The sequence below is a fragment of the Pseudomonas sp. P2S-1 genome (genome assembly GCF_057197725.1).
Genome location: NZ_CM170068.1, coordinates 2,291,033 through 2,311,052, shown reverse-complemented (window position 1 = coordinate 2,311,052; position 20,020 = coordinate 2,291,033). Strand labels below are relative to the sequence as shown.

Sequence of the window (20,020 nt, the reverse complement as noted above, 5' to 3'; positions counted from 1 at the left end):
TGCTGGCCTTGACCAGCTCCGTCGTGTGTTCCATGCGATACAGCGAAAGACCGACCAGCAGGGTGACGATGCCGGCAAGGCAAAGTCCGGCCAGCGAGGTGATCTTCCATTGGATGGACAGCTGTCTGAACGACATTTGGCGAAATCCTTTGAACCAGAGAGATAGACAATGCCGACTTATATCGGCCGCCGGGCTGTTTTCTTTATTCAAACGTTCAATTGAATTGCGTCTTTTTCGGTCATCCAGGCGACCCTTGCACCGCTCTGGGACGCTGCGCTTTGACAATGGGGGAGGGCTGCTTCAGAGTGTGCGCCTTCCACATTACATACCGTCATTCGGCCAGAGCCCCAGGGCAGATCTGTCGCCGACGCTGTCGCTTTTTCATGGTTTCAAGAGGCTGGAAAGAATGAATGCAGTCATTGCCGCGGTCGGCATCATGCTGGTGCTGAGCCTGTCCCGCGTGCATGTGGTGATCGCCCTGATCATTGGTGCGCTGGTGGGCGGACTGGTCGGGGGGCTGGGCATCGAAGGCACGCTCAAGGCCTTCAATGGCGGGCTCGGCGGCGGCGCTACCGTGGCCCTGTCCTACGCCTTGCTCGGCGCTTTCGCCGTGGCCATCGCCAAGTCCGGCCTGGCCCATGCCCTGGCCGACCGCGCCCTGGCGATGTTCCACGGGCAGAGCGAAGGCAAGGGTGGCAAGGTCAAGTGGCTGCTGATCGGCCTGATGCTGGTGGTGGCGATCGCCTCGCAGAACCTGTTGCCGATTCATATCGCCTTCATCCCGCTGCTGGTGCCGCCTCTGCTCTATGTGCTGACCCGGTTGCAGATCGACCGTCGCCTGGTGGCCTGCGTCATCACCTTCGGCCTGATCACCCCGTACATGTTCCTGCCGGTGGGCTTCGGCAATATCTTCCTCAACGAGATCCTGCTGGCCAACGTGGCCCGCAGCGGCGTGGACATCAGCGGCGTCAACGTCACCCACGCCATGGCCATTCCGGCGGCGGGCATGCTCGCCGGGCTGTTGATCGCGGTGTTCTTCAGCTATCGCAAGAAGCGCGTGTACGACCTGGAAAAGATCGAGCAGGTCGAGCAAGTGGCGGTCACCTACAACCCGCTGACCCTGCTGGTGGCCGGTTGTGCGATTGCTGCGGCCTTCATCATCCAGTTGTGGCTGGACTCGATGATCATTGGTGCGCTGGCGGGTTTCCTGATCTTCTCGGTGTCCGGCATCGTGCGCTGGAAAGACACCGACAGCCTGTTCACCGAGGGCATGAAGATGATGGCCATGATCGGCTTCATCATGATCGCCGCCTCGGGCTTCGCCGAAGTGATGAAGGCGACGGGCGAGGTCAAGACCCTGGTCGAGACGTCGGCGCTGTGGATCGACCACAGCAAGGGCATCGGGGCCCTGCTGATGCTGCTGGTGGGCCTGCTGGTGACCATGGGCATCGGCTCGTCGTTCTCGACGGTGCCGATCCTTGCGGCGATCTTCGTGCCGTTGTGCGTGCAACTGGGCTTCGATCCGATCGCCACCGTGTGCATCGTCGGTACGGCGGGGGCGCTGGGTGATGCCGGGTCGCCGGCGTCGGACTCGACCCTCGGGCCGACCTCGGGGTTGAACGTGGATGGTCAGCACCATCACATCTGGGACACCGTGGTGCCGACTTTCATCCACTACAACCTTCCGCTGCTGGCGGCGGGGTGGGTGGCGGCGATGGTGTTGTAGGCTGGGAAGTGAGGGTGTTGCTCAGGGCCCTATCGCTGGCAAGCCAGCTCCCACAGGGGCCGTGTGCGCCGCGAAACTTCCGGGAGCTGGCTTGCCAGCGATAGGGCCGGTACAGGCGATAGAGAACTATCAGCCCTTCCTGGGCGGCGGCGAAATCCGGTTCAGCACCGTGTCGCCATTCTTGTCCTGGGTCAGGTACACCGGCAGCACCTTGGGCAGGGTACGCACCAGTTTCTTCACGTCGCTGGTGTTGTAGATCCCGCTGATACGCACGCTGCCGGTGCTGGCGTCGGCCAGGCGCAGCGGGCTGTCGAGATAGCGGTTGATCAACGGCAGGGCCTGGTCGAGGGTCAGATTGTCGATCACCAGCTTGCCCGTGCGCCAAGCCAGGCTGGAGTCGTTGGCGTAGGTCTGGTTCAGGCTCGGCTCGAGATCGCCGGCATGGTAGGCCGCCTGCATCCCCGGGCCGAGACGGTAGCCGCTACCCAGCTTGAAATTCTCGCTGCTGACCAGCACCGAACCTTCCACCAGGGTCACCTTGACCTGGTCGCGGTATTTCCACACGTTGAACTGGGTCCCGGTGACCTGGGTCTGGCCGCTGCCGGCGCGAACCACGAACGGGTGCTGGGTATCGTGATGAACCTTGAAGAACGCCTCGCCCTTGCTCAGGGTGACCCGACGCTGGTCCTTGAAATTCATGTAGCGCAGGGAGGTGCCGAGGTTCAGCTCGACTTCGCTGCCATCGCCAAGGGTCACGGTGCGGCGGCTGTCGGTGCTTTCCACCGACTGGTAGTCGTTGGGCAGCCAGCCCTGCTCCCAGCCGATCCAGCCGGCCAGGGGCAGGGCCAGCAGGGTGATGACCGCCGCCGAGGCATAGTGCCGCACGCGTTGTGGGCGCGGCCGCGGTTTCACCGGCAACTGCAGGATCTGTGCAGGCGCGGGCGGACGCGGCAGGTGGTCGGCGGTGATCCAGATGTCCTGCATCGCCTCGTATTCCTGGCGGTGCAGCGGGCTGGCGGTCAGCCATTCGGCGAACTCGGCCTGTTCCTCTTCGGTACAGTCCTCAGCGTGCAAGCGCATGCACCAATGCGCAGCGGCATCGGTGATGGCATTGAGTTCGTCGTCGCTGGGGCTGGCCTGATTCATTGAAACTCCCGGTTTTGACCATTCTACCCTTGCGTGGCGGGCCATCGGAACCGAGATCATGGCGAATCACTATCAGTTGTGGGATTTATTTGCAGGAAATCCCCTGCAAAATCGATTTTTTCCGCACAAACCGACCAATGGTCGGGAAAACCCGGCAACCCGGGTTTTCCACGAGGTTAGAACTGCGCCGCATCGAGCTGGTACAGACTTCCACTACCGGCCTGGATGCTGGCCTGCAAGGACAGTACCCGTGGCAGCAAGCGGGCGAAGTAGAAGGCTGCGGTCGCCAGCTTGGCCTGGTAGAAGTCCGGCTCGTCGGTGTAATGGGCGGTCGCTACTGCGGCCATCCGTGACCACATGTAGGCATAGGCCACGTAGCCGAACAGGTGCAAATACTCCACCGACGCCGCGCCCACCGCATTGGCATCCGCGCCGACCTGCTCGCGCAGCCACTGGCTGGTGCTTTCCAGGCGCTGCAGGGCGTCCAGCAGTTCGGCAGCGTGGGGCGGCTCGCATTCGCAGAACGCACGAATTTCCGCAGCCAGCAAGGCCTGGGACTGACCGCCATCGGCCAGCACCTTGCGCCCCAGCAGGTCCAGCGCCTGGATGCCATTGGTGCCTTCATAGATCTGCGCGATCCGCACATCCCGCACCAGCTGCTCCTGTCCCCACTCACGGATATAGCCGTGACCGCCAAACACCTGCTGGCCGAGCACGCAGCTTTCCAGCCCGGTATCGGTGAAGAACGCCTTGGCCACCGGGGTCAGGAGGGCGACCAGGCGTTGCGCGGCTTCGCGCTCGCCGGCGTCCTGCGCGTACTTGGCGATATCCAGTTGCTGCCCGACGTAGGTGGCGAAGGCCCGTCCACCCTCGGTCAGGGCGCGCATGCTCAGGAGCATGCGGCGTACATCGGCATGCACGATGATCGGGTCGGCGACCTTGTCCTTCGCCTGCGCGCCGGTTGCCGCACGGCTTTGCAGGCGATCCCGGGCGTAGGCCACCGCACTCTGGTACGAAGCCTCGGCGCAACCGATGCCCTGGATGCCGATGGACAGTCGCTCGTAGTTCATCATGGTGAACATCGCCGCCAGCCCGCGGTTGGGCTCGCCGACCAGGTAACCCACGGCGCCATCGAAGTTCATCACGCAGGTGGCCGAGGCCTTGATGCCCATCTTGTGCTCGACCGAGCCGCAGCTCACCGCGTTGTCCACGCCGAGGCTGCCGTCGTCGTTGACCATGCGCTTGGGCACCAGGAACAGCGAAATGCCCTTGGGCCCGGCGGGGGCGTCCGGCAGCTTGGCCAGGACCAGGTGGATGATGTTGTCGGTCAGGTCCTGGTCGCCGCCGGTGATGAAGATCTTGGTCCCGCTGATGGCGTAGCTGCCGTCGATCAGCGGCTCGGCCTTGCTGCGGATGATGCCCAGGTCGGTGCCGGCGTGGGGTTCGGTCAGGCACATGGTCCCGGCCCATTCGCCGCTGTACAGGCGCGGCAGGTATTGCGCGCGCAGGGCGTCGCTGGCGTGGGCGTCGATGGCCAGGCAGCAGCCGGCGCTCAGCGCCGAATACAGGCTGAACGAGCAGTTGGCGGCGTAGAGCATTTCCTCGAACTGCACCGCGAGCATCTTCGGCATGCCCATGCCGCCATGTTCGGGATTGCCGGCCAGGCCGACCCAGCCACCCTCGCGGTAGGTCCGCCAGGCGTCCTTGAAACCGTCCGGGGTGGTGACCTTGCCGCCGGCGAAACCAACCCCCTGTTCGTCGCCGCTGCGGTTGAGCGGGGCGATCAGCTGGCCGGTGATCTTCGCCGCTTCTTCGAGGATGGCATCGGCGGTTTCGCCGTCGACCGCGATGGCAAGAGCCGGCAGCCGTGCCCACAGGGCCGGACCCTGGAACACTTCATGGAGAACGAAACGCATATCGCGCAGCGGGGCATTGAATTCAGGCATCGTGGTTCTCGTGTTTAATAAGGAGGAGGAATCAGAGCGCCTTGGCCCAGTCGCGCAGCAGGTATTTCTGGATCTTGCCGGTGGAGGTCTTCGGCAGTTCGCGGAAGACCACGGTCCTGGGCAGCTTGAAGCCCGCCAGGTGCTCGCGGCAGAAGGCGATGATCTCGGCCTCGCGGGTGTCCTCGAAGCCGGGTTTCAGGTTGATCCAGGCGCAGGGCGTCTCGCCCCATTTCTCGTCGGGCCGGGCGACCACGGCGGCCTCCAGCACGGCGGGGTGGCGATACAGCGTGTCTTCCACCTCGATGGTGGAGATGTTCTCGCCGCCGGAAATGATGATGTCCTTGAGCCGGTCCTTGATCTCCACGTAGCCGTCCGGATGGCACACCGCCAGGTCGCCGGTATGGAACCAGCCGCCGCGGAAGGCTTCGGCGGTGGCCTCGGGGTTCTTCAGGTAACCCTTCATCACCGTGTTGCCGCGCATGAAGATCTCGCCCAGGGTGTTGCCGTCCCGGGCCACCGGCTCCAGGGTCTGCGGGTCGGCGACCATCAGGCCTTCGAGGGTGGCGTAGCGCACGCCCTGGCGGGATTTGATCCGCGCCCGTTCCTGCAACGGCTTTTCATCCCATTCGGCATGCCAGGCGCACACGGTGACCGGGCCGTAGACCTCGGTCAGGCCGTAGACGTGAGTGACCTTGATGCCCATTTCCTCCACTGCACCGATCACCTTGGCCGGCGGTGCTGCGCCGGCGACCATGGCATTGACCGGATGATCGATGGCCGCCTTGGCCGAGTCGGGCATGTTGATCAGGGCATTGAGCACGATCGGTGCGCCGCACAGGTGGGTGACCTGGTGCTCGCGAATCAGGGTGAGGATCTTCTGCGGATCGACCCGGCGCAGGAACACATGGGTCCCGGCCAGGGCGGTCACGGTCCAGGGGTAGCACCAGCCGTTGCAATGGAACATCGGCAGGGTCCACAGGTACACCGGGTGGTTGCCCATGGCCCAGGTCATCTGGTTGCCCAGCGCGTTCAGGTAGGCGCCGCGGTGGTGATAGACCACACCCTTGGGGTTGCCGGTGGTGCCGGAGGTGTAGTTCAGCGAGATCGCCTGCCACTCGTCCTCGGGCCACTGCCATGCGTAGTCCGGATCGCCTTCGGCGAGGAAGGCCTCGTAGTCCAGCGCGCTGACCGCGCAGCCTTCGCCGTATTCCGGATCGTCCACATCCACCACCAGCGGCGGGTGTTCCATCAATTGCAGGGCGGCGGCGATGACCTTGTGGAACTCGCGGTCGGTGATCAGCACCTTGGCCTCGCCATGTTCGAGCATGAAGGCGATGGCCTCGGCGTCGAGGCGCACGTTGAGGGCATTGAGCACGGCGCCGATCATCGGCACGCCGAAGTGCGCCTCGAGCATCGCCGGGATGTTCGGCAGCATCACCGCCACCGTATCGCCCTGGCCGATACCGCGGCCGGCGAGGGCGCTGGCCAGGCGACGGGAGCGCTGGTAGGTTTCCCGCCAGTTGCGACGGATCGAGCCGTGGATCACGGCGGGGTAGTTGCCGTACACGGCGGCGGTGCGCTCGATGAAGCTCAGCGGGGTGAGGGCAACGTGATTGACAGGCGCGGGCTGCAGGCCCTGGGAGAAGATCGACATAGAAAGCGATGTCCTGTTGGCTGATTGTTAGCTCTGATCAGGGTTCGTGAAGCGTGTTGATTTTTACGCTGTTCGCCATGTTACTTGGAAGATAGACTATAGCAATATGGTACAACTACTATAAAAACAGCGGAGCCATCGTTGTGACCCTCATTCCCTCGGCCTTGCTCGACAAGGACCCGCAACCCTCGTTGCTGCTCGACGCCAACGCCGTGCTGCGCGCCGCCAACCCGGCCATGCTCGGCGAACTCAATGGCTGGCCGCCGCAAAGCCTGTCGCTGTTGCTGCCGGCCAACCATGCCGCGCTGGTCAGCGCCTGCCTCGGCCAGCAGCGGGCGATCGCCGAAGTGGAGAGCCTGGCCGGCGAGCGCATCCTGTTGTGGACCTTCATCCCCGCCGGCGCCGACCAGGTCATCGCCCGCTGCCGCGACGCCACCAGCGAGCGCCGCGCCGAGCGCGAGGCGGCCCAGGCCCGGCGCCTGTACCGCTTGATCACCGAGAACACCACCGACCTGATTTCCCGGCATACCCCCGATGGCGCGTTCCTCGATGCCTCGCCCGCCTCGTACCGCCTGCTCGGCTACTGGCCGGAGGAATTGCGCGGGATCAAGGTGCAGACCCTGCTGCATCCCCAGGACTGCCGCCAGTACCTGACCCAGGCGTCGGCGGCGCTGGAGCGCGACGGCTACCAGACCATGACTTGCCGCGTGCGCCATCGCGACGGCCGCGACCTGTGGTTCGAGATCGCCAGCCGCGCCATCCGCGAAACCTATACCGGCGCGGTGGTGGAGATCGTCAGCGTCTCGCGGGATATCAGCGTGCGTATCGAGGCCCAGGAAAACCGTCGGCGCCTGGCCGAAGTGGTGGAAGCCAACACCGACCTGGTGCTGTTCACCGACCCGGACGGACGCCTGACCTACCTCAACCGTTCGGCCCGTCGTGCCCTTGGCCTGACCGATGTACAGATCGCGCCACGCCTGGGCGAACTGCTCGACGCCGACGCCTGCCAGCGCCTCGACCAGGAAGGCTGGCAGCGCGCCGAGCGCGAGGGCGTGTGGCAGTGCGAAGCGCGGTTGGCGCCCTACAACGGCAGCGCGGCGTTTCCCGTTTCGCTGGTGCTGCTGGCGCACACGGCGGCGGGCGGCGAGCGCTACTACTCGCTGGTGGCCCGGGACATGACCGAGCGCGAGCTGCGCGAAACCCAGCAGCGCCGCCACCAGGACGAACTGGCCCACACCGCGCGCCTGGTCACCCTGGGCGAGCTGGCCTCGGGCATCGCCCACGAAATCAACCAGCCGCTGGCCGCCGTGCTCAACTACGCCGCCGCCAGCCAGCGTTACCTGCATGCCCTGGAACGCGACCCGCAAGCCGCCGGCCGGGTTGCCCAGGGCCTGCAACGGATCAGCGAGCAGGCGACCCACGCCGCCGAAGTGATCAAGCGCCTGCGCGCCTTCCTGCGCAAGGAGCCGCGGCGCCTGCAGGCGCTGTCGGTGGCTGCGGTCGCGCGCGAGGCGGTGCGCCTGTGTGCCTGGGAAGCGACGCAGGCACAGGTGACGATCGAACAGCGAATGACCGACAATCTGCCGCCGGTCTACGCCGACCGCGTGCTGCTGGAGCAAGTGCTGCTCAACCTGCTGCGCAATGCCATCGACGCCAATCGCGAGCGCCAGCCGGGGCAGCCGTCGCGGATCGTGCTGAGTGGCGCGCAGGAGAGCGGGCGCCTGCTGGTCCAGGTGATCGACCAGGGCCCGGGCGTGGCGCCGGAGCAACTGGACGGCATCTTCACCCCCTTCACCACCAGCAAGGCGGAGGGGCTGGGCTTGGGCCTGAGCATGAGCCGCAGCATCGTCGAAGGTTTCGGCGGCACCCTGACGGCCGGTCCGGGCGAGGGCGGGGGACTGATTCTGAGCTGTCGGCTGGCGCCGGCGGCAAGTGTTTGAACAAGGGGATTGTGATGCAGGATCCGAAGGTCTATGTGGTCGACGACGACCAGGGCATGCTCGACTCCACGGTCTGGCTGCTGGAGTCGGTGGGGCTGCAGGCATTGCCATTCACCAGCGGCCAGGCGTTTCTCGACGCCTGCGACGGCGACCTGCCGGCCTGCGTGCTGCTCGATGTGCGCATGCCCGGCATGGGGGGGCTGAGTGTGCAGGAAGCGCTGAGGGCGCGGGGGATCGACCTGCCGGTGATCTTCGTCAGCGGGCATGCCGACGTGCCGATCGTGGTGCGGGCGTTCAAGGCGGGCGCCTGCGACTTCATCGAAAAGCCGTACAACGATCAGATGCTCCTGGACAGCGTGCAGGAGGCCTTGGGGCGTTCGTCGCAGATCCAGGTCGGCAGCCGCCAGCGTGACGCCGTGCAGGCGCGGATCGACAGCCTGACGCCGCGCGAGCGCGATGTCTTTGTGCCGTTGGTCAAGGGCTATACCAACCGGGAGATTGCCGAGCAACTGGAGGTCAGTGTGAAGACAGTGGACCTGTATCGCTCGCGGGTGATGAAGCGTATGCAGGCCGAGCATCTGGCGGAGCTGGTGGGGATGGCGATTGCTTGTGGGGTGGTGGAGCCTCTGAATCTTCGCTGACCTTCAGGGCCTCATCGCTGGCAAGCCAGCTCCCACAGGGTACGCGAAACCTGTGGGAGCTGGCGTTGCCAGCGATGAGGCCCTGAAATTCAATAAAGATCCCGGATCAGGAACGACGCCCCAGCAACAACCCCACCACCAATCCAAACCCCGCCGAAATCGCCACCGTCTGCCACGGATGCCCGCCAATGTAGTTTTCGGTCGCATCCACCACCGGGCGCGCCTTGTCCCGCACATTGCCCACGGCATGACTGGCCTGCTTCAACTTGAGTTGCAACTGCGCGCGCAGGGTCTCGGCTTCCTCACCGACCAGTGCGGCGCTGTCGTCGAGCAGCCTCTCCGACTCCTCGATCAGCGCCTGCAGCTCGCTGAACGCCTGGTCCTTGATTTGCTCGCTATCGATGTTACGGGTGGTTTTCCTGGCCATCTACGCTTCCTCGGATTAAGTGATCGTCGATCCTTGATGGACGCCCGTTGCTACGGAAAAGTTGCACCGGTTTGCAGGGCATCGGCGGCTACAGTGTAAGATAGCGCCCATTTTCAAGCGGCAGGAATTACCCCATGAGTTTCAATCTGGCCAACAAGAGCTTCGCCGAACGGGCCGAGATCGAAGACGAGAAAGCCCGGCTGTTCGCCCTGTGGCAGACCAACCTGGTCAAGGCCAAGGGCGAGGCCGTTCGCCTGATCGGCGAAAAGCCGCGGCGCAAGGGCAAGTGGGCGGAGTGGGTGCGGGCCGAGCTGGACGCCATGTCACCCCCGGAGTTCGCCAACATGGTGCGTGGCGAGGTCAACAAGCTGATGGCCGCGGCCAGCGCCAGCAAGTCCTGACCTTCAGCGCGGCAGCTCGAAGGTGCCGCGATCCTTGAAGCGCATCGTGCCGAAGGCACCGCCGGCGAGCTTGCCATTGACCTCGTAGGGCATGCCGTCGAGGCTGCTCATCTGGCTCAGGCCCAGGGCCTGGCGCAGCACCGAAAACGCGGTAATGCTCACCGGCACCACCAGCACCTGCTCGCTGAAGCGGCCGATGCTGCCATGCTGGTCGCTGACCCCGGCGGCCAGCGGCTGGCCATTGACCTCCAGGTTCAGGGCCACGCCATTGAAGTCGATGGGCGTCTCGTTGGGGTTCTGCACCCGCAATTTCACCGCCATGCGCAACTCCAGGTCCTGGCCGGGCAGGGGGTCGATGCCGATCACGCTGATGTTCACCGGGTCCCGCCCCTGAAACAATGCACAGGCCGACAAGGTCAGGATCAGGCTCAGGCCGGCGAGGTGGCGCAACAGGCGGGGCATGGCAATTTCTCCAGAGACAGATTGCCCCGGAGTGTGGCAAATGCACGGCGGCGTTGAAAGTCGGACATGACTTGAAAGATAATCCTTCTCATTAAAGTCCATGTCCTCCCTTTCACGGCGATCTTTCCCACCCATGCTGACGTCCCCCGCCTCCGGGCTGCTGGCCAGTTTCCAGGAGCATTACGATGACCTCCTGCTGTTCCTGACCCGGCGCATGAACGACCGCCAGCGCGCGGCCGACGTCGCCCAGGAGACCTGGCTCAAGCTGGTGAAGATCGACGAACAGGACATCCCGGTCCTGCATGCGCGCAGTTTCATCTTCCGGGTCGCCGGCAACCTGGCCATCGATACCCTGCGCCGCGAGCAGCGCCAGGAAAGCAACCTCGGCGACAGCGACACGGCCGAGCAGATGGTCTGCCCGGGGCCGGCGCCGGAAGCCACGCTGCTGGCCCGGGAACGCCTGGCCATTCTCGACGAAGCCCTGCTGCAACTCTCCGACAATGCCCGCCAGGCGTTGCTGCTCAACCGCGTCGAGGGCCTGACCCAGGCGCAGATCGCACAACGACTGGGCGTTTCCGAAAGCATGGTGGCAAAATACATCGGCCAGGCCCTGCGCCACTGCCGGGACTGGCTCAAGCACAACCATGACTGAAGCGCCCATGTCCAGCGAACCCCAGCCCCTTATCGATCTGTCCGACGCCGCCATCGACTGGCAGGTCCTGCTGCACTCGGGCAGCGCCAGTGCCGCCGATCGTGCGCGCTACCAGCGCTGGCGCGGACTCAGCGCCGAGCACCTGCTCGCCGCCGAGGAGGCCGAGGCGTTGTGGGGCGATATCGGGCATACCGAAGCCGCCGCGCAATTGCCCGCCGCGCCGCGTCGCAGCCGGCGCTGGGGCTCGGCCATCGCCGCCTCGCTGCTGCTGGCGCTGGTCGGCTACGGCGGCTGGCAACAGGCGCCGGCACTGTTGGCTGACTACCACACCAGCACCGGAGAACGCCGCACCGTCACCCTGGAAGATGGCTCGCGGGTCACCCTCAACAGCGCCAGTGCGTTGTCGGTGAAGTACAGCGCCGAGCGCCGCCTGGTGTCGCTGCGCGAAGGCGAGGCGTTGTTCGAGCCGGCGCAGGACCCGCGTCCGTTCATGGTCGAGGGCGGTGGCGAAGCCGTGCAGGGCAGCGACGCAGTATTCAGCGTGCGCCGCCTGGGCAATGTTCCTCGTGTGGTGGTCGCCCGGGGCGAGGCGCGCATCGGCGAACAGCGGCTCGCGGCCAGCCCCGACGCGCAGGCGCAGACCGCCTGGCAACGCGGCAAACTGATCTTCAACGGTCGCCCGCTGCGGGAGGTGATCGCCGAGCTGGAGCGCTATCAGCAGGGCAGCATCCTGATTTCCAACAGCCAGCTTGGCGCCTTGCCGGTCAGCGGCGTGTTCGATCTCAACGACCCGCACGGCCTGCTGCGCACCCTCGAACAGCGCTATGACCTGAAGGTCACCTACCTGCCGTGGCTGGCCGTCCTGTACTGATTTCAGCTGCCGATAAAAAATTTTCGAAAAATCACTGCAAGTTCTGCACAGCCGAATCGTCGTAGTGAGACTGATCAGCAAGTCATTCTCATTTACGTATTCGTCTGGAAGAAAACAGTGAAAGGTCCGTCCCCGTCCTCAGCACGTTCCACCCGTTCCTTCAAACAGGCCCTGCTGGCTTCGGCGGTAGCCGCCGGTCTTTGTGGCGCCTTCACCGCCCATGCCGCCGAAGCCGCTACTCCTGCGCAGATCAGCGCCTCCCAGGCCCGCCAGGTCAGCCTCGACCTGCCGGCGCAAAGCCTCGACCAGACCCTGACCCAATTCGCCGACCAGGCCGACCTGCACCTGCTGTACACCACCAGCGATGTCGCCGGCCTCGACAGCCCCGGCCTGCGCGGCAACTACAGCATCGAGCAGGCCCTGCAACAGCTGCTCGCCGGGAGCGGCATGAGCTGGCAGTTCAGCGATGTGCGCACGGTGATCCTGCGCAAGGCCGAGCCCCAGGCCAGCATCGCCCTCAAGGCCATCGAGGTCAGCGTGGCCTCGCGGACCAGCACCGCGATCAGCGAGATCCCCGGCACCGTCTGGGTGGTCGACCAGGAGCAGCTCAAGGAGCAGATCAGCAGCGGCGTGAGCCTCAAGGAAGCCATCGGCAAGCTGGTCCCGGGCCTCGACCTGGCGCCGGAAGGCCGCACCAATTACGGCCAGAACATGCGCGGGCGCAACGTCCTGGTGATGATCGACGGGGTCAGCCAGAACAGCTCCCGCGGCCTGTCGCGGCAGTTCGACAGCATCTCGCCGTTCAACGTGCAGCGCGTCGAAGTGCTCTCCGGGGCCAGCGCCATCTACGGCGGCGGTGCCACCGGCGGGATCATCAACATCGTTACCAAGAAGGGCGAGGAGGGCGCGGCGCGCTTCGAAACCCAGGTCGGTGCCAGCAGCGGTTTCAACAACAGCGACGACCTGTCGACCCGCGTCGCCCAGTCGGTCAGCGGTGGCAACGAGCGGATCAACGCACGCCTGGGCGTTTCCGCGGAGCAGAACGAAGCCTTCTACGACGGTGCCGGCGAGCAGATCTTCATCGACAACACCCAGACCGACCTGCAGTACAACCGCACCATCGACGTGCTGGGCAGCCTCGGCATGCAGTTCAACGACGAGCAAAGCCTTGACCTGCTGGCCCAGTACTACGACTCGGGCAACCACGGCAGCACCGGGATCTACTTTCCGCACCTGAACTACAATGCGCCGTCGGACCTGGAGGACGCCGAGCTGCGCAGTGGCCTGTCCAGCGACCTCGAACCCCAGACCCGGCGCCTGCTGCTCAACGCCAACTACCACCACGCCGATGTGCTCGGCCAGGACTTCTACCTGCAGGCCTCGTACCGCAAGGAAGACGACAACTTCTATCCGTTTCCCTACTACAACAGCGGCACGCCGCGGGGATCGCGCGGTGTGTACTTCGCCGCCTCGCAGCAGAACTTCGAGGTCTCCAGCCTGAAGGCGCTGTTCGCCAAGCAATGGGACACCCTCAAGCTGACCTACGGCGTCGATCTCGACCGCGAGCGCTTCAATGCCGAGCAGAGCACCTTCGATGCGCGCACCTCGTCCAGCAGCGGCGGCCTCGAACTGGAAACCGCGAGCAAGGCGCCGCGGTATCCCAGCTACCGGGTCGACGGTGTGTCTGCCTATGCCCAGCTGGACTGGCACCTGACCGATAACCTGACCCTGTCCGGCGGCGCCCGGCGCCAGCAGATGGACGTGGAGGTCGGCGACTTCAAGGGCATTCCCGGCGGCAGCAACGACTACCAGGTCAACCTGTACAACCTTGGCGCCATCTACGACTTCAAGAACGGCCATCAGGTCTGGACCAACTACGGCGAAGGCTTCGACCTGCCGGACCCGGCCAAGTACTACGGCAAGGCCGGCCTGAGCGTGGATGACAACCCGCTGGCCGGGATCAAGAGCCGCCAGGTCGAGATGGGCTGGCGCTATGCCGATGTGGACTGGGACGCCCAGGCGGCGGTGTACTACATCTGGTCGGACAAGGTCATCAGCACCGACTCGGCGACCCTGACCATCAACGTCGAAGACAAGAAAAGCCGCGACTTCGGCTTCGAAGGCGCGCTGACCCGACGCTTCGACAGCGGCTGGGAAGCCGGCAGCACCCTGCACCTGGTGCGCTCCGAGGAGGAAGACAGCGACGGCGACTGGATCAAGCGCGATGCCCGCTACGCCTCCTTGTCCAAGTCCACCGCCTTCGTCGGCTGGAAGGGCGACGGGCGCAACGCGCGCCTGCAGGCCAACCACGCCTTCACCCTCAAGGACGATGCCGACCACAAGATCTCCGGCTACACCACCTTCGACCTGCTCGGCAGCCAGGAGACCGGCTTCGGCACCTTCAGCGCCGGCATCCAGAACCTGCTGGACAAGCAATACAGCACCGTCTGGGGCCAGCGCGCGACGCTGTTCTACTCGCCAACCTACGGCCCGGCGTACCTGTACGACTACCAGGGGCGCGGTCGCACCTACACCCTGAGCTGGTCGCTGGCCTATTGAGGCCGCAGGAGCGGGGGTAAACGCTTCCCTCGTAACAAAATGAATCACCTGCGCCGCCTCCGGCGCTTTCTTGGCGAACCTCTCGCACCTTAGGCTATCCAATCTTCGCAGATGCCCAAGGCGCGGGAGGTCCCCATGTCACGCCGATGCTTGCCGATGCTGTTCGCCGCTGTCCTTGCCGTTTTCGCGGCCGGGTCCGTGCTGGCGGCGGGTGAAAACAACCCGCAGAACAGCCCGATCCGCGATATCAACCCAAACAGCCAGCAGGGCAGCGTGCCTGCCACGCCGCCCGTGCGCGGCCCGTCCACACAACCGCCACAGCGCACGCCGACCCTGGAAAACCGCGGTATCGGCAACGGCAACAACCTGCGCCGCGAACAGCAGGCGCCGCGCCTGGAACCCATCCGCCCACCGCGCGATTCACAGCGCGTGCCTTAATCGCCCTTCAGAAAGGAATCCTGCATGACCTCACGATCCTGGCTGCTCGCTGTCGGTACTGCCGCTCTCTTGCCACTGCTCGCCCAGGCCGCGCCTGAACGAACCTTTCCCAGCGAGGAGGGCACGCTCAAGGTGGCGACCCTGGCCGAGGGCTTGAAACACCCCTGGGCCCTGGCCTTCCTGCCCGACAACCAGGGCATCCTGGTCACCGAGCGCCAGGGCAACCTGCGGGTGATCGGCGCCGAAGGCCGGGTCGGTGCACCGTTGAACGGCGTACCGGAAGTCTGGGCCAAAGGGCAGGGCGGCCTGCTCGACGTGGTGCTGTCGCCGACGTTCAAGAAGGACCGGCTGGTCTACCTGTCCTTTGCCGAGGGCGGCGGCGAGGGCGGCAAGGCCGGCACGGCGGTGGGGCGCGGGCGGCTGTCCGCCGACCTGTCGGCGCTGGAGGACTTCAACGTGATCTTCCGCCAGGCGCCGAAACTCTCCAGCGGCAACCATTTCGGCTCGCGCCTGGTGTTCGACCGCGATGGCTACCTGTTCATCGCCCTCGGCGAGAACAACGAACGGCCCACCGCCCAGGACCTCGACAAGTTGCAGGGCAAGGTGGTGCGCATCCTGCCCGACGGCGAGATCCCCAAGGACAACCCCTTCGTCGGGCAGAAGAACGTGCAGCCGGCGATCTGGTCCTACGGCCACCGCAACCAGCAGGGCGCGGCGCTCAACCCCTGGACCGGCCAGCTGTGGACCCATGAGCACGGTCCGCGCGGTGGTGACGAGATCAACATCCCCAAGCCCGGCAAGAACTACGGCTGGCCGCTGGCGACCCACGGCATCAACTACTCGCTGATGCCGATTCCCGAGGCCAAGGGCAAGGAAGTCAAAGGCACGGTGGCGCCGCATCATGTCTGGGAAAAATCCCCGGCGATCAGCGGCATGGCCTTCTATGACGGCGGGCGCTTCAAACCGTGGGATCACAACCTGTTCATCGGGGCCCTGGCGACCCAGGAAGTGATCAGGTTGCAGCTCGATGGCGACAGGATCGTCCATGAAGAACGGATGCTCGGGCAGTTGAATGCCCGGGTGCGGGATGTGCGGGTGGGGCCGGACGGGTTCCTGTATCTGCTGACCGATGAGGAGGATGGGGAGTTGTTGAAGGTGGGGCTGGCCGAGTAGTTCTCGGCTGCCTTTCGGGCCTCATCGCTGGCAAGCCAGCTCCCACAGTGACCGCGTGCACCGCCAACCCTGTGGGAGCTGGCTTGCCAGCGATGAGGCCCTCAAATTCCACACACAATTAGTGGCTTACTGATATACCCTGTGCCCTTTTCCCCGAGGGTCTGCATGTCCGCCACCCCCCTGGCCCTGTACCGCCAAGCCATCGAACAACAGGGCTTCATTCCCGATCCCGCCCAGCAGGCCGCCGTCGAAGCCCTGCAGGCCTGTTTCGACGCCCTGCAGAACGGCGAGCCGGCCACGGGCGTCTACCTCTGGGGCCCGGTCGGTCGCGGCAAGACCTGGCTCATGGACCAGTTCCACAGCTGCCTGGCCATCCCCTCGCGGCGCCAGCATTTCCACCATTTCATGCGCTGGACCCACCAGCGCCTGTTCCAGCTCAATGGCACCGCCGACCCGTTGCAGGCCCTGGCCCGCTCCCTCGCCGAAGAAATCCGTGTGCTGTGCTTCGATGAACTGTTCGTCAACGATATCGGCGATGCGATCATCCTCGGTCGCCTGTTCCAGGTGCTGTTCGAGGCCGGCGTGGTGGTGGTCGCCACTTCCAATCTGCCACCCCGGGAGCTGTACGCCGACGGCTTCAACCGCGAGCGCTTCCTGCCGGCCATTACCGCCATCGAGGCGTCGATGCAGGTGGTGGCGGTGCATGGTGAACAGGACCACCGCCTGCACCCCGGCGCCGAGCAGCAGCGCTACTGGGTGCGGCAACCCGGCCAGCCTTGCGCCCTGGCGCAGGTCTTCGACGAACTGAGCGCTGGCGCCGCGGCCACCGACGCGGACTTGCCCGTCGGCTACCGCACCGTCCAGGTGATCCGCCGCAGCGACAAGGTGCTCTGGTGCGATTACCCGCACCTGTGCGAGCAGCCCCTGGCGGCCATGGAGTTCATGGCCCTGTGCGAAGGGTTCGACGCCATCCTGCTCAGCGGCGTGCCGGCCCTTGGCGCCGCACAACGACCCGGCAGGATTGCCCGGGGCACCGAGGACGCTGCCGAACGGGTGGTGGCCGGCGATCGCGAGCTGCCGCAACTGTCGCCCCAGGACGACGGCGCCCGGCGCTTCATCGCCCTGGTCGACGAGTGCTACGACCAGCGCGTGGCCCTTTACCTGGAAGCTGACGTTGCGCTGGAAGCGCTCTACACCCAGGGATACCTGGAGTTCCCGTTTCGCCGGACGCTCAGCCGTCTGCGGGAGATGCAGTTGCAGCGCTTCTAGGCTCTGTACGAAATGTATTCGAGCGAAGGCCAGGCAAGGCGAAAACAGGCGAGGAACGGCCGGGGTCGCGCCCGACTTGACTGGTTGTCAATGAGCATTCCGAGCCTGTTTTCAACGCAGCATGGGCGAGTTCGGATGCATTTCGTACAGAGCCTAGCGGCCGAACCAGCCCAGGGTAATCAACGCCAGCACCAGATAGCGCGCCCCCTTGGCGACGGTCACCAGCAACACGAAGCGCCAGAACGGCTCGCGCATGATCCCGGCGATCAGGGTCAGCGGGTCGCCGATCACCGGCATCCAGCTCAGTAGCAGCGACCACTGGCCGTAGCGCCGGTAACGCTGCTGCGCCTTGTCCAGTTGCGCAGCGGAGAAGGGGAACCAGCGCTTGTCGCGCCAGCGCTCCAGGGCCCGGCCCAGCAGCCAGTTGACGATCGAGCCCAGCACATTGCCCAGGGTGGCGACCAGCAACAGCATGCCCACTGCTTGCGGATCGTGCAGCAGCAGGCCCACCAGCACCGCCTCGGATTGCAGGGGCAGCAGGGTGGCGGCGCCAAAGGCGGCAAGAAACAGACCCCAGTAGCTGAGCACGGTATGGATCACATCCTTTTTCTGGAGGGTGCGTAGGATATTTCTCTGCGATTACTGCGACCAGTCGATAAGTGTTCGATTATTTATCGTTCTGTTTTTGGAACGCTAAAGGCGGATTTGCCCATCTATTCCGATAAAGGTGCTGAATTTAAGCTTCTCCCATCAACGCGACCTACCACTTATCGCCAGGGAGATTTGCTCGATGAACACCGCCACTCAGGACAACAGCAACGTGGTCACGCTGGTCATCCAGCACCGCGTCCGCAGCGACGCGCTGGATACCTACGAAACCTGGCTCAAGCGCGCCGTGCAGGCTGCGCTCCGCCAGCCCGGGCACCTGGGCGTCAATGTGATCCGTCCGCAAGAGGGCGGCCGCAACTTCACCACCGTGGTGCGTTTCTGCGAATCGACCCGGCTGCAGGCCTGGGTCAACTCGGCCGAACGCCAGGCAATGATCGATGAAGTCATGCCCCTGCTCGACGGCGGCGACCACACCGAGGTGCATGATGATCCGGAGTTCTGGTTCACCCCGGTCAGCAGCGGCGGCGCAAAGCAACCACCACGCTGGAAGCAGGCACTGCTCACCTACCTGGTGATCTGCCCCATGACCCTGCTGGTCCCGGCCCTGCTGGCGCCATTGTTCGCCGCCTTCCCGGCGCTGGGCGGCCCGCTCACCGGCAACCTGATCGGCAACTTCTTCGTCATCCTGCCGGTGGTATTTTTCATCATGCCGCTGGTAACCCGTCTTGCGGCCGGCTGGCTGCGCGGCTGAACGAATCCACTTTCACGCACTCAAGAAACCTACCCAGGCATTTTCAGGAGATACCTCGATGAGCACCCTCGTTACCCGTGACGGCACCGCGATCTATTACAAGGACTGGGGCAGCGGCAAGCCCGTGCTGTTCAGCCATGGCTGGCCGCTGGATGCCGATATGTGGGATGTGCAGATGGAGTTCCTGGCCAGCCGCGGCTACCGCGCCATCGCCTTCGACCGCCGTGGGTTCGGACGTTCCAGCCAGCCGTGGAACGGTTATGACTACGACACCTTCGCCGACGATATCGCCCAGTTGATCGAACATCTGGACCTGAATGACGTGACCCTGGTGGGCTTTTCCATGGGGGGCGGTGATGTGACCCGCTACATCGCCCGGCATGGCAGCGAGCGCGTCGCCGGGCTGGTCCTGCTGGGGGCGGTCACGCCGTTGTTCATCAAGACCGCAGACAACCCGGACGGGGTCGACAAGTCGGTCTTCGACGGTATCCGTGACGGCCTGCGTGCGGATCGTGCGCAGTTCATCGCCGACTTCGCCGCGCCGTTCTATGGCATCAACCATGGACAGAAGGTCTCGCAAGGCGTGCAGGCCCAGACGCTGAACATCGCCCTGCTGGCTTCGCTCAAGGGCACCCTGGACTGCGTGACGGCGTTCTCCGAAACCGACTTCCGCCCGGACATGGCGAAGATCGATGTGCCGACCCTGGTGATCCATGGTGACGACGACCAGATCGTGCCGTTCGAAACCACCGGAAAGAAGGCGGCGCAGATGATTCGCGGGGCGGAACTGGCCGTGTACAGCGGGGCGCCTCACGGGTTTGCGGTGACGCATGCGCAGCAGTTGAACGACGACTTGCTGGCGTTCCTGTCTCGTTGATTGGCTGCGTTCTTTCGGGCCTGATCGCTGGCTTGCCAGCGATCAGGCCATCATGGGCAACCCATCAACTTCCTGCTCGCCACCCCAAGGGTGTATCCCCCACAGCCCGGGCAAAACTCCGGCAGAAATGCGCTTGGTCGCAAAACCCGCATTCCAGGGCAATCTGGCTCAGGCTCAAATCCGACCCGCGCAACAACTTCCTGGCCCTGACAATCCGTTGCTGCTGAATCCATAGTTGCGGCGCCACCCCGGTACTGCGCTTGAACGCCCGGGAAAAGTGGCTGCGACTCAGATAACAGGCATCGGCCAGCGCCTGCACCTCGATACCGCTGGCCAATCGATCGAGGATCAGCCGTTTGACCAGGCGCTCCCGCGACCGGCTCAGGCGCCCCTGTAGCGACAGGCTCATGACGAAGCCCCCGTGAAAAAAAAACAGCCGCCATTCTTCTCAGGCTGCCTGTTTCACACGAGTTAATC

The 20,020-nt window shown here is 64.8% G+C and carries 18 protein-coding genes and 1 pseudogene; 12 read left to right on the top strand and 7 right to left on the bottom strand.

What is annotated here, in order from left to right; genetic code table 11:
* The first annotated feature begins 407 nt into the window (after nt 1-407).
* Nucleotides 408-1,727 carry a Na+/H+ antiporter family protein gene (locus tag AC2CQI_RS10180; protein WP_075803295.1) on the top strand — a complete coding sequence of 440 codons (1,320 nt, stop codon included), beginning with the start codon at nt 408-410 and terminating at the stop codon, nt 1,725-1,727.
* 129 nt (nt 1,728-1,856) lie between these two features.
* Here AC2CQI_RS10180 and AC2CQI_RS10175 read toward each other — a convergent pair whose 3' ends face one another.
* The 3 genes from AC2CQI_RS10175 to AC2CQI_RS10165 form a co-directional block, all read right to left on the bottom strand.
* Nucleotides 1,857-2,873 carry a FecR family protein gene (locus tag AC2CQI_RS10175; protein ID WP_075803294.1) on the bottom strand — a complete coding sequence of 339 codons (1,017 nt, stop codon included), beginning with the start codon at nt 2,871-2,873 and terminating at the stop codon, nt 1,857-1,859.
* Between the two features lie 176 nt (nt 2,874-3,049).
* Nucleotides 3,050-4,819: an acyl-CoA dehydrogenase C-terminal domain-containing protein gene (locus AC2CQI_RS10170; protein ID WP_484580069.1), complete on the bottom strand. Its 1,770-nt coding sequence runs from the start codon at nt 4,817-4,819 to the stop codon at nt 3,050-3,052.
* Between the two features lie 31 nt (nt 4,820-4,850).
* Nucleotides 4,851-6,473 carry an acyl-CoA synthetase gene (locus AC2CQI_RS10165; RefSeq protein WP_484580068.1) on the bottom strand — a complete coding sequence of 541 codons (1,623 nt, stop codon included), beginning with the start codon at nt 6,471-6,473 and terminating at the stop codon, nt 4,851-4,853.
* A gap of 143 nt (nt 6,474-6,616) precedes the next feature.
* Here AC2CQI_RS10165 and AC2CQI_RS10160 point away from each other — a divergent pair, with 143 nt between their 5' ends.
* Nucleotides 6,617-8,413 (top strand): PAS domain-containing sensor histidine kinase, encoded by a 1,797-nt coding sequence (locus AC2CQI_RS10160; RefSeq protein WP_484580067.1) that lies wholly within the window; start codon nt 6,617-6,619, stop codon nt 8,411-8,413.
* A 14-nt stretch (nt 8,414-8,427) separates the two neighbouring features.
* The gene (locus AC2CQI_RS10155; RefSeq protein WP_075803308.1) at nt 8,428-9,054 is read left to right on the top strand and encodes a response regulator transcription factor; all 627 of its coding nucleotides are present in this window, start codon (nt 8,428-8,430) and stop codon (nt 9,052-9,054) included.
* 106 nt (nt 9,055-9,160) lie between these two features.
* Here the strand turns inward: AC2CQI_RS10155 and AC2CQI_RS10150 are convergent, their stop codons facing one another.
* The gene (locus AC2CQI_RS10150) at nt 9,161-9,481 is read right to left on the bottom strand and encodes an ElaB/YgaM/YqjD family protein (protein WP_075803290.1); all 321 of its coding nucleotides are present in this window, start codon (nt 9,479-9,481) and stop codon (nt 9,161-9,163) included.
* 134 nt (nt 9,482-9,615) lie between these two features.
* Here AC2CQI_RS10150 and AC2CQI_RS10145 point away from each other — a divergent pair, with 134 nt between their 5' ends.
* Nucleotides 9,616-9,882, top strand: coding sequence for a hypothetical protein (locus AC2CQI_RS10145; RefSeq protein WP_075803289.1), 267 nt, complete (start codon nt 9,616-9,618; stop codon nt 9,880-9,882).
* A gap of 3 nt (nt 9,883-9,885) precedes the next feature.
* Here the strand turns inward: AC2CQI_RS10145 and AC2CQI_RS10140 are convergent, their stop codons facing one another.
* Nucleotides 9,886-10,344 carry an LEA/WHy family protein gene (locus tag AC2CQI_RS10140; protein ID WP_484580066.1) on the bottom strand — a complete coding sequence of 153 codons (459 nt, stop codon included), beginning with the start codon at nt 10,342-10,344 and terminating at the stop codon, nt 9,886-9,888.
* A 133-nt stretch (nt 10,345-10,477) separates the two neighbouring features.
* Here AC2CQI_RS10140 and AC2CQI_RS10135 point away from each other — a divergent pair.
* From AC2CQI_RS10135 to zapE, 6 genes and pseudogenes are all read left to right on the top strand, one after another.
* Nucleotides 10,478-10,981, top strand: a pseudogene (locus AC2CQI_RS10135) (RNA polymerase sigma factor); the annotation flags it as partial.
* Between the two features lie 22 nt (nt 10,982-11,003).
* Nucleotides 11,004-11,867: a FecR family protein gene (locus AC2CQI_RS10130; protein ID WP_484580065.1), complete on the top strand. Its 864-nt coding sequence runs from the start codon at nt 11,004-11,006 to the stop codon at nt 11,865-11,867.
* Between the two features lie 117 nt (nt 11,868-11,984).
* The gene (locus tag AC2CQI_RS10125) at nt 11,985-14,426 is read left to right on the top strand and encodes a TonB-dependent receptor (protein WP_484580064.1); all 2,442 of its coding nucleotides are present in this window, start codon (nt 11,985-11,987) and stop codon (nt 14,424-14,426) included.
* A gap of 156 nt (nt 14,427-14,582) precedes the next feature.
* Nucleotides 14,583-14,864 carry a hypothetical protein gene (locus AC2CQI_RS10120; RefSeq protein ID WP_075803284.1) on the top strand — a complete coding sequence of 94 codons (282 nt, stop codon included), beginning with the start codon at nt 14,583-14,585 and terminating at the stop codon, nt 14,862-14,864.
* A 24-nt stretch (nt 14,865-14,888) separates the two neighbouring features.
* Nucleotides 14,889-16,037, top strand: a complete 1,149-nt coding sequence (locus AC2CQI_RS10115) for a PQQ-dependent sugar dehydrogenase (RefSeq protein WP_484580063.1) — start codon at nt 14,889-14,891, stop codon at nt 16,035-16,037.
* Between the two features lie 165 nt (nt 16,038-16,202).
* Complete coding sequence (zapE, locus tag AC2CQI_RS10110) at nt 16,203-17,306, top strand: cell division protein ZapE (RefSeq protein WP_484580062.1); 1,104 nt, start codon at nt 16,203-16,205, stop codon at nt 17,304-17,306.
* 153 nt (nt 17,307-17,459) lie between these two features.
* Here the strand turns inward: zapE and AC2CQI_RS10105 are convergent, their stop codons facing one another.
* A complete protein-coding gene (locus tag AC2CQI_RS10105) occupies nt 17,460-17,894 on the bottom strand; it encodes a YqaA family protein (protein WP_484580061.1) in 435 nt (144 codons plus the stop codon).
* Nucleotides 17,895-18,096: 202 nt separating this feature from the next.
* Between AC2CQI_RS10105 and AC2CQI_RS10100 the strand changes: the two genes are divergently transcribed.
* Both AC2CQI_RS10100 and AC2CQI_RS10095 read left to right on the top strand, forming a co-directional pair.
* Nucleotides 18,097-18,666: an antibiotic biosynthesis monooxygenase gene (locus tag AC2CQI_RS10100; RefSeq protein ID WP_484580060.1), complete on the top strand. Its 570-nt coding sequence runs from the start codon at nt 18,097-18,099 to the stop codon at nt 18,664-18,666.
* Between the two features lie 58 nt (nt 18,667-18,724).
* A complete protein-coding gene (locus AC2CQI_RS10095) occupies nt 18,725-19,543 on the top strand; it encodes an alpha/beta fold hydrolase (RefSeq protein ID WP_484580059.1) in 819 nt (272 codons plus the stop codon).
* Nucleotides 19,544-19,607: 64 nt separating this feature from the next.
* Here AC2CQI_RS10095 and AC2CQI_RS10090 read toward each other — a convergent pair whose 3' ends face one another.
* Nucleotides 19,608-19,952, bottom strand: a complete 345-nt coding sequence (locus AC2CQI_RS10090; RefSeq protein ID WP_484580058.1) for a helix-turn-helix domain-containing protein — start codon at nt 19,950-19,952, stop codon at nt 19,608-19,610.
* Nucleotides 19,953-20,020 lie beyond the last annotated feature (68 nt).

Excerpts from the sequence above, each read along its gene's own strand:
- AC2CQI_RS10180 (WP_075803295.1), top strand. The coding sequence starts at position 408 with ATGAATGCAGTCATTGCCGCGGTCGGCATCATGCTGGTGCTGAGCCTG.
- AC2CQI_RS10175 (WP_075803294.1), bottom strand. The coding sequence starts at position 2,873 with ATGAATCAGGCCAGCCCCAGCGACGACGAACTCAATGCCATCACCGAT.
- AC2CQI_RS10170 (WP_484580069.1), bottom strand. The coding sequence starts at position 4,819 with ATGCCTGAATTCAATGCCCCGCTGCGCGATATGCGTTTCGTTCTCCAT.
- AC2CQI_RS10165 (WP_484580068.1), bottom strand. The coding sequence starts at position 6,473 with ATGTCGATCTTCTCCCAGGGCCTGCAGCCCGCGCCTGTCAATCACGTT.
- AC2CQI_RS10155 (WP_075803308.1), top strand. The coding sequence starts at position 8,428 with ATGCAGGATCCGAAGGTCTATGTGGTCGACGACGACCAGGGCATGCTC.
- AC2CQI_RS10150 (WP_075803290.1), bottom strand. The coding sequence starts at position 9,481 with ATGGCCAGGAAAACCACCCGTAACATCGATAGCGAGCAAATCAAGGAC.
- AC2CQI_RS10145 (WP_075803289.1), top strand. The coding sequence starts at position 9,616 with ATGAGTTTCAATCTGGCCAACAAGAGCTTCGCCGAACGGGCCGAGATC.
- AC2CQI_RS10140 (WP_484580066.1), bottom strand. The coding sequence starts at position 10,344 with ATGCCCCGCCTGTTGCGCCACCTCGCCGGCCTGAGCCTGATCCTGACC.
- AC2CQI_RS10130 (WP_484580065.1), top strand. The coding sequence starts at position 11,004 with ATGTCCAGCGAACCCCAGCCCCTTATCGATCTGTCCGACGCCGCCATC.
- AC2CQI_RS10120 (WP_075803284.1), top strand. The coding sequence starts at position 14,583 with ATGCTGTTCGCCGCTGTCCTTGCCGTTTTCGCGGCCGGGTCCGTGCTG.
- AC2CQI_RS10115 (WP_484580063.1), top strand. The coding sequence starts at position 14,889 with ATGACCTCACGATCCTGGCTGCTCGCTGTCGGTACTGCCGCTCTCTTG.
- zapE (WP_484580062.1), top strand. The coding sequence starts at position 16,203 with ATGTCCGCCACCCCCCTGGCCCTGTACCGCCAAGCCATCGAACAACAG.
- AC2CQI_RS10100 (WP_484580060.1), top strand. The coding sequence starts at position 18,097 with ATGAACACCGCCACTCAGGACAACAGCAACGTGGTCACGCTGGTCATC.
- AC2CQI_RS10095 (WP_484580059.1), top strand. The coding sequence starts at position 18,725 with ATGAGCACCCTCGTTACCCGTGACGGCACCGCGATCTATTACAAGGAC.
- AC2CQI_RS10090 (WP_484580058.1), bottom strand. The coding sequence starts at position 19,952 with ATGAGCCTGTCGCTACAGGGGCGCCTGAGCCGGTCGCGGGAGCGCCTG.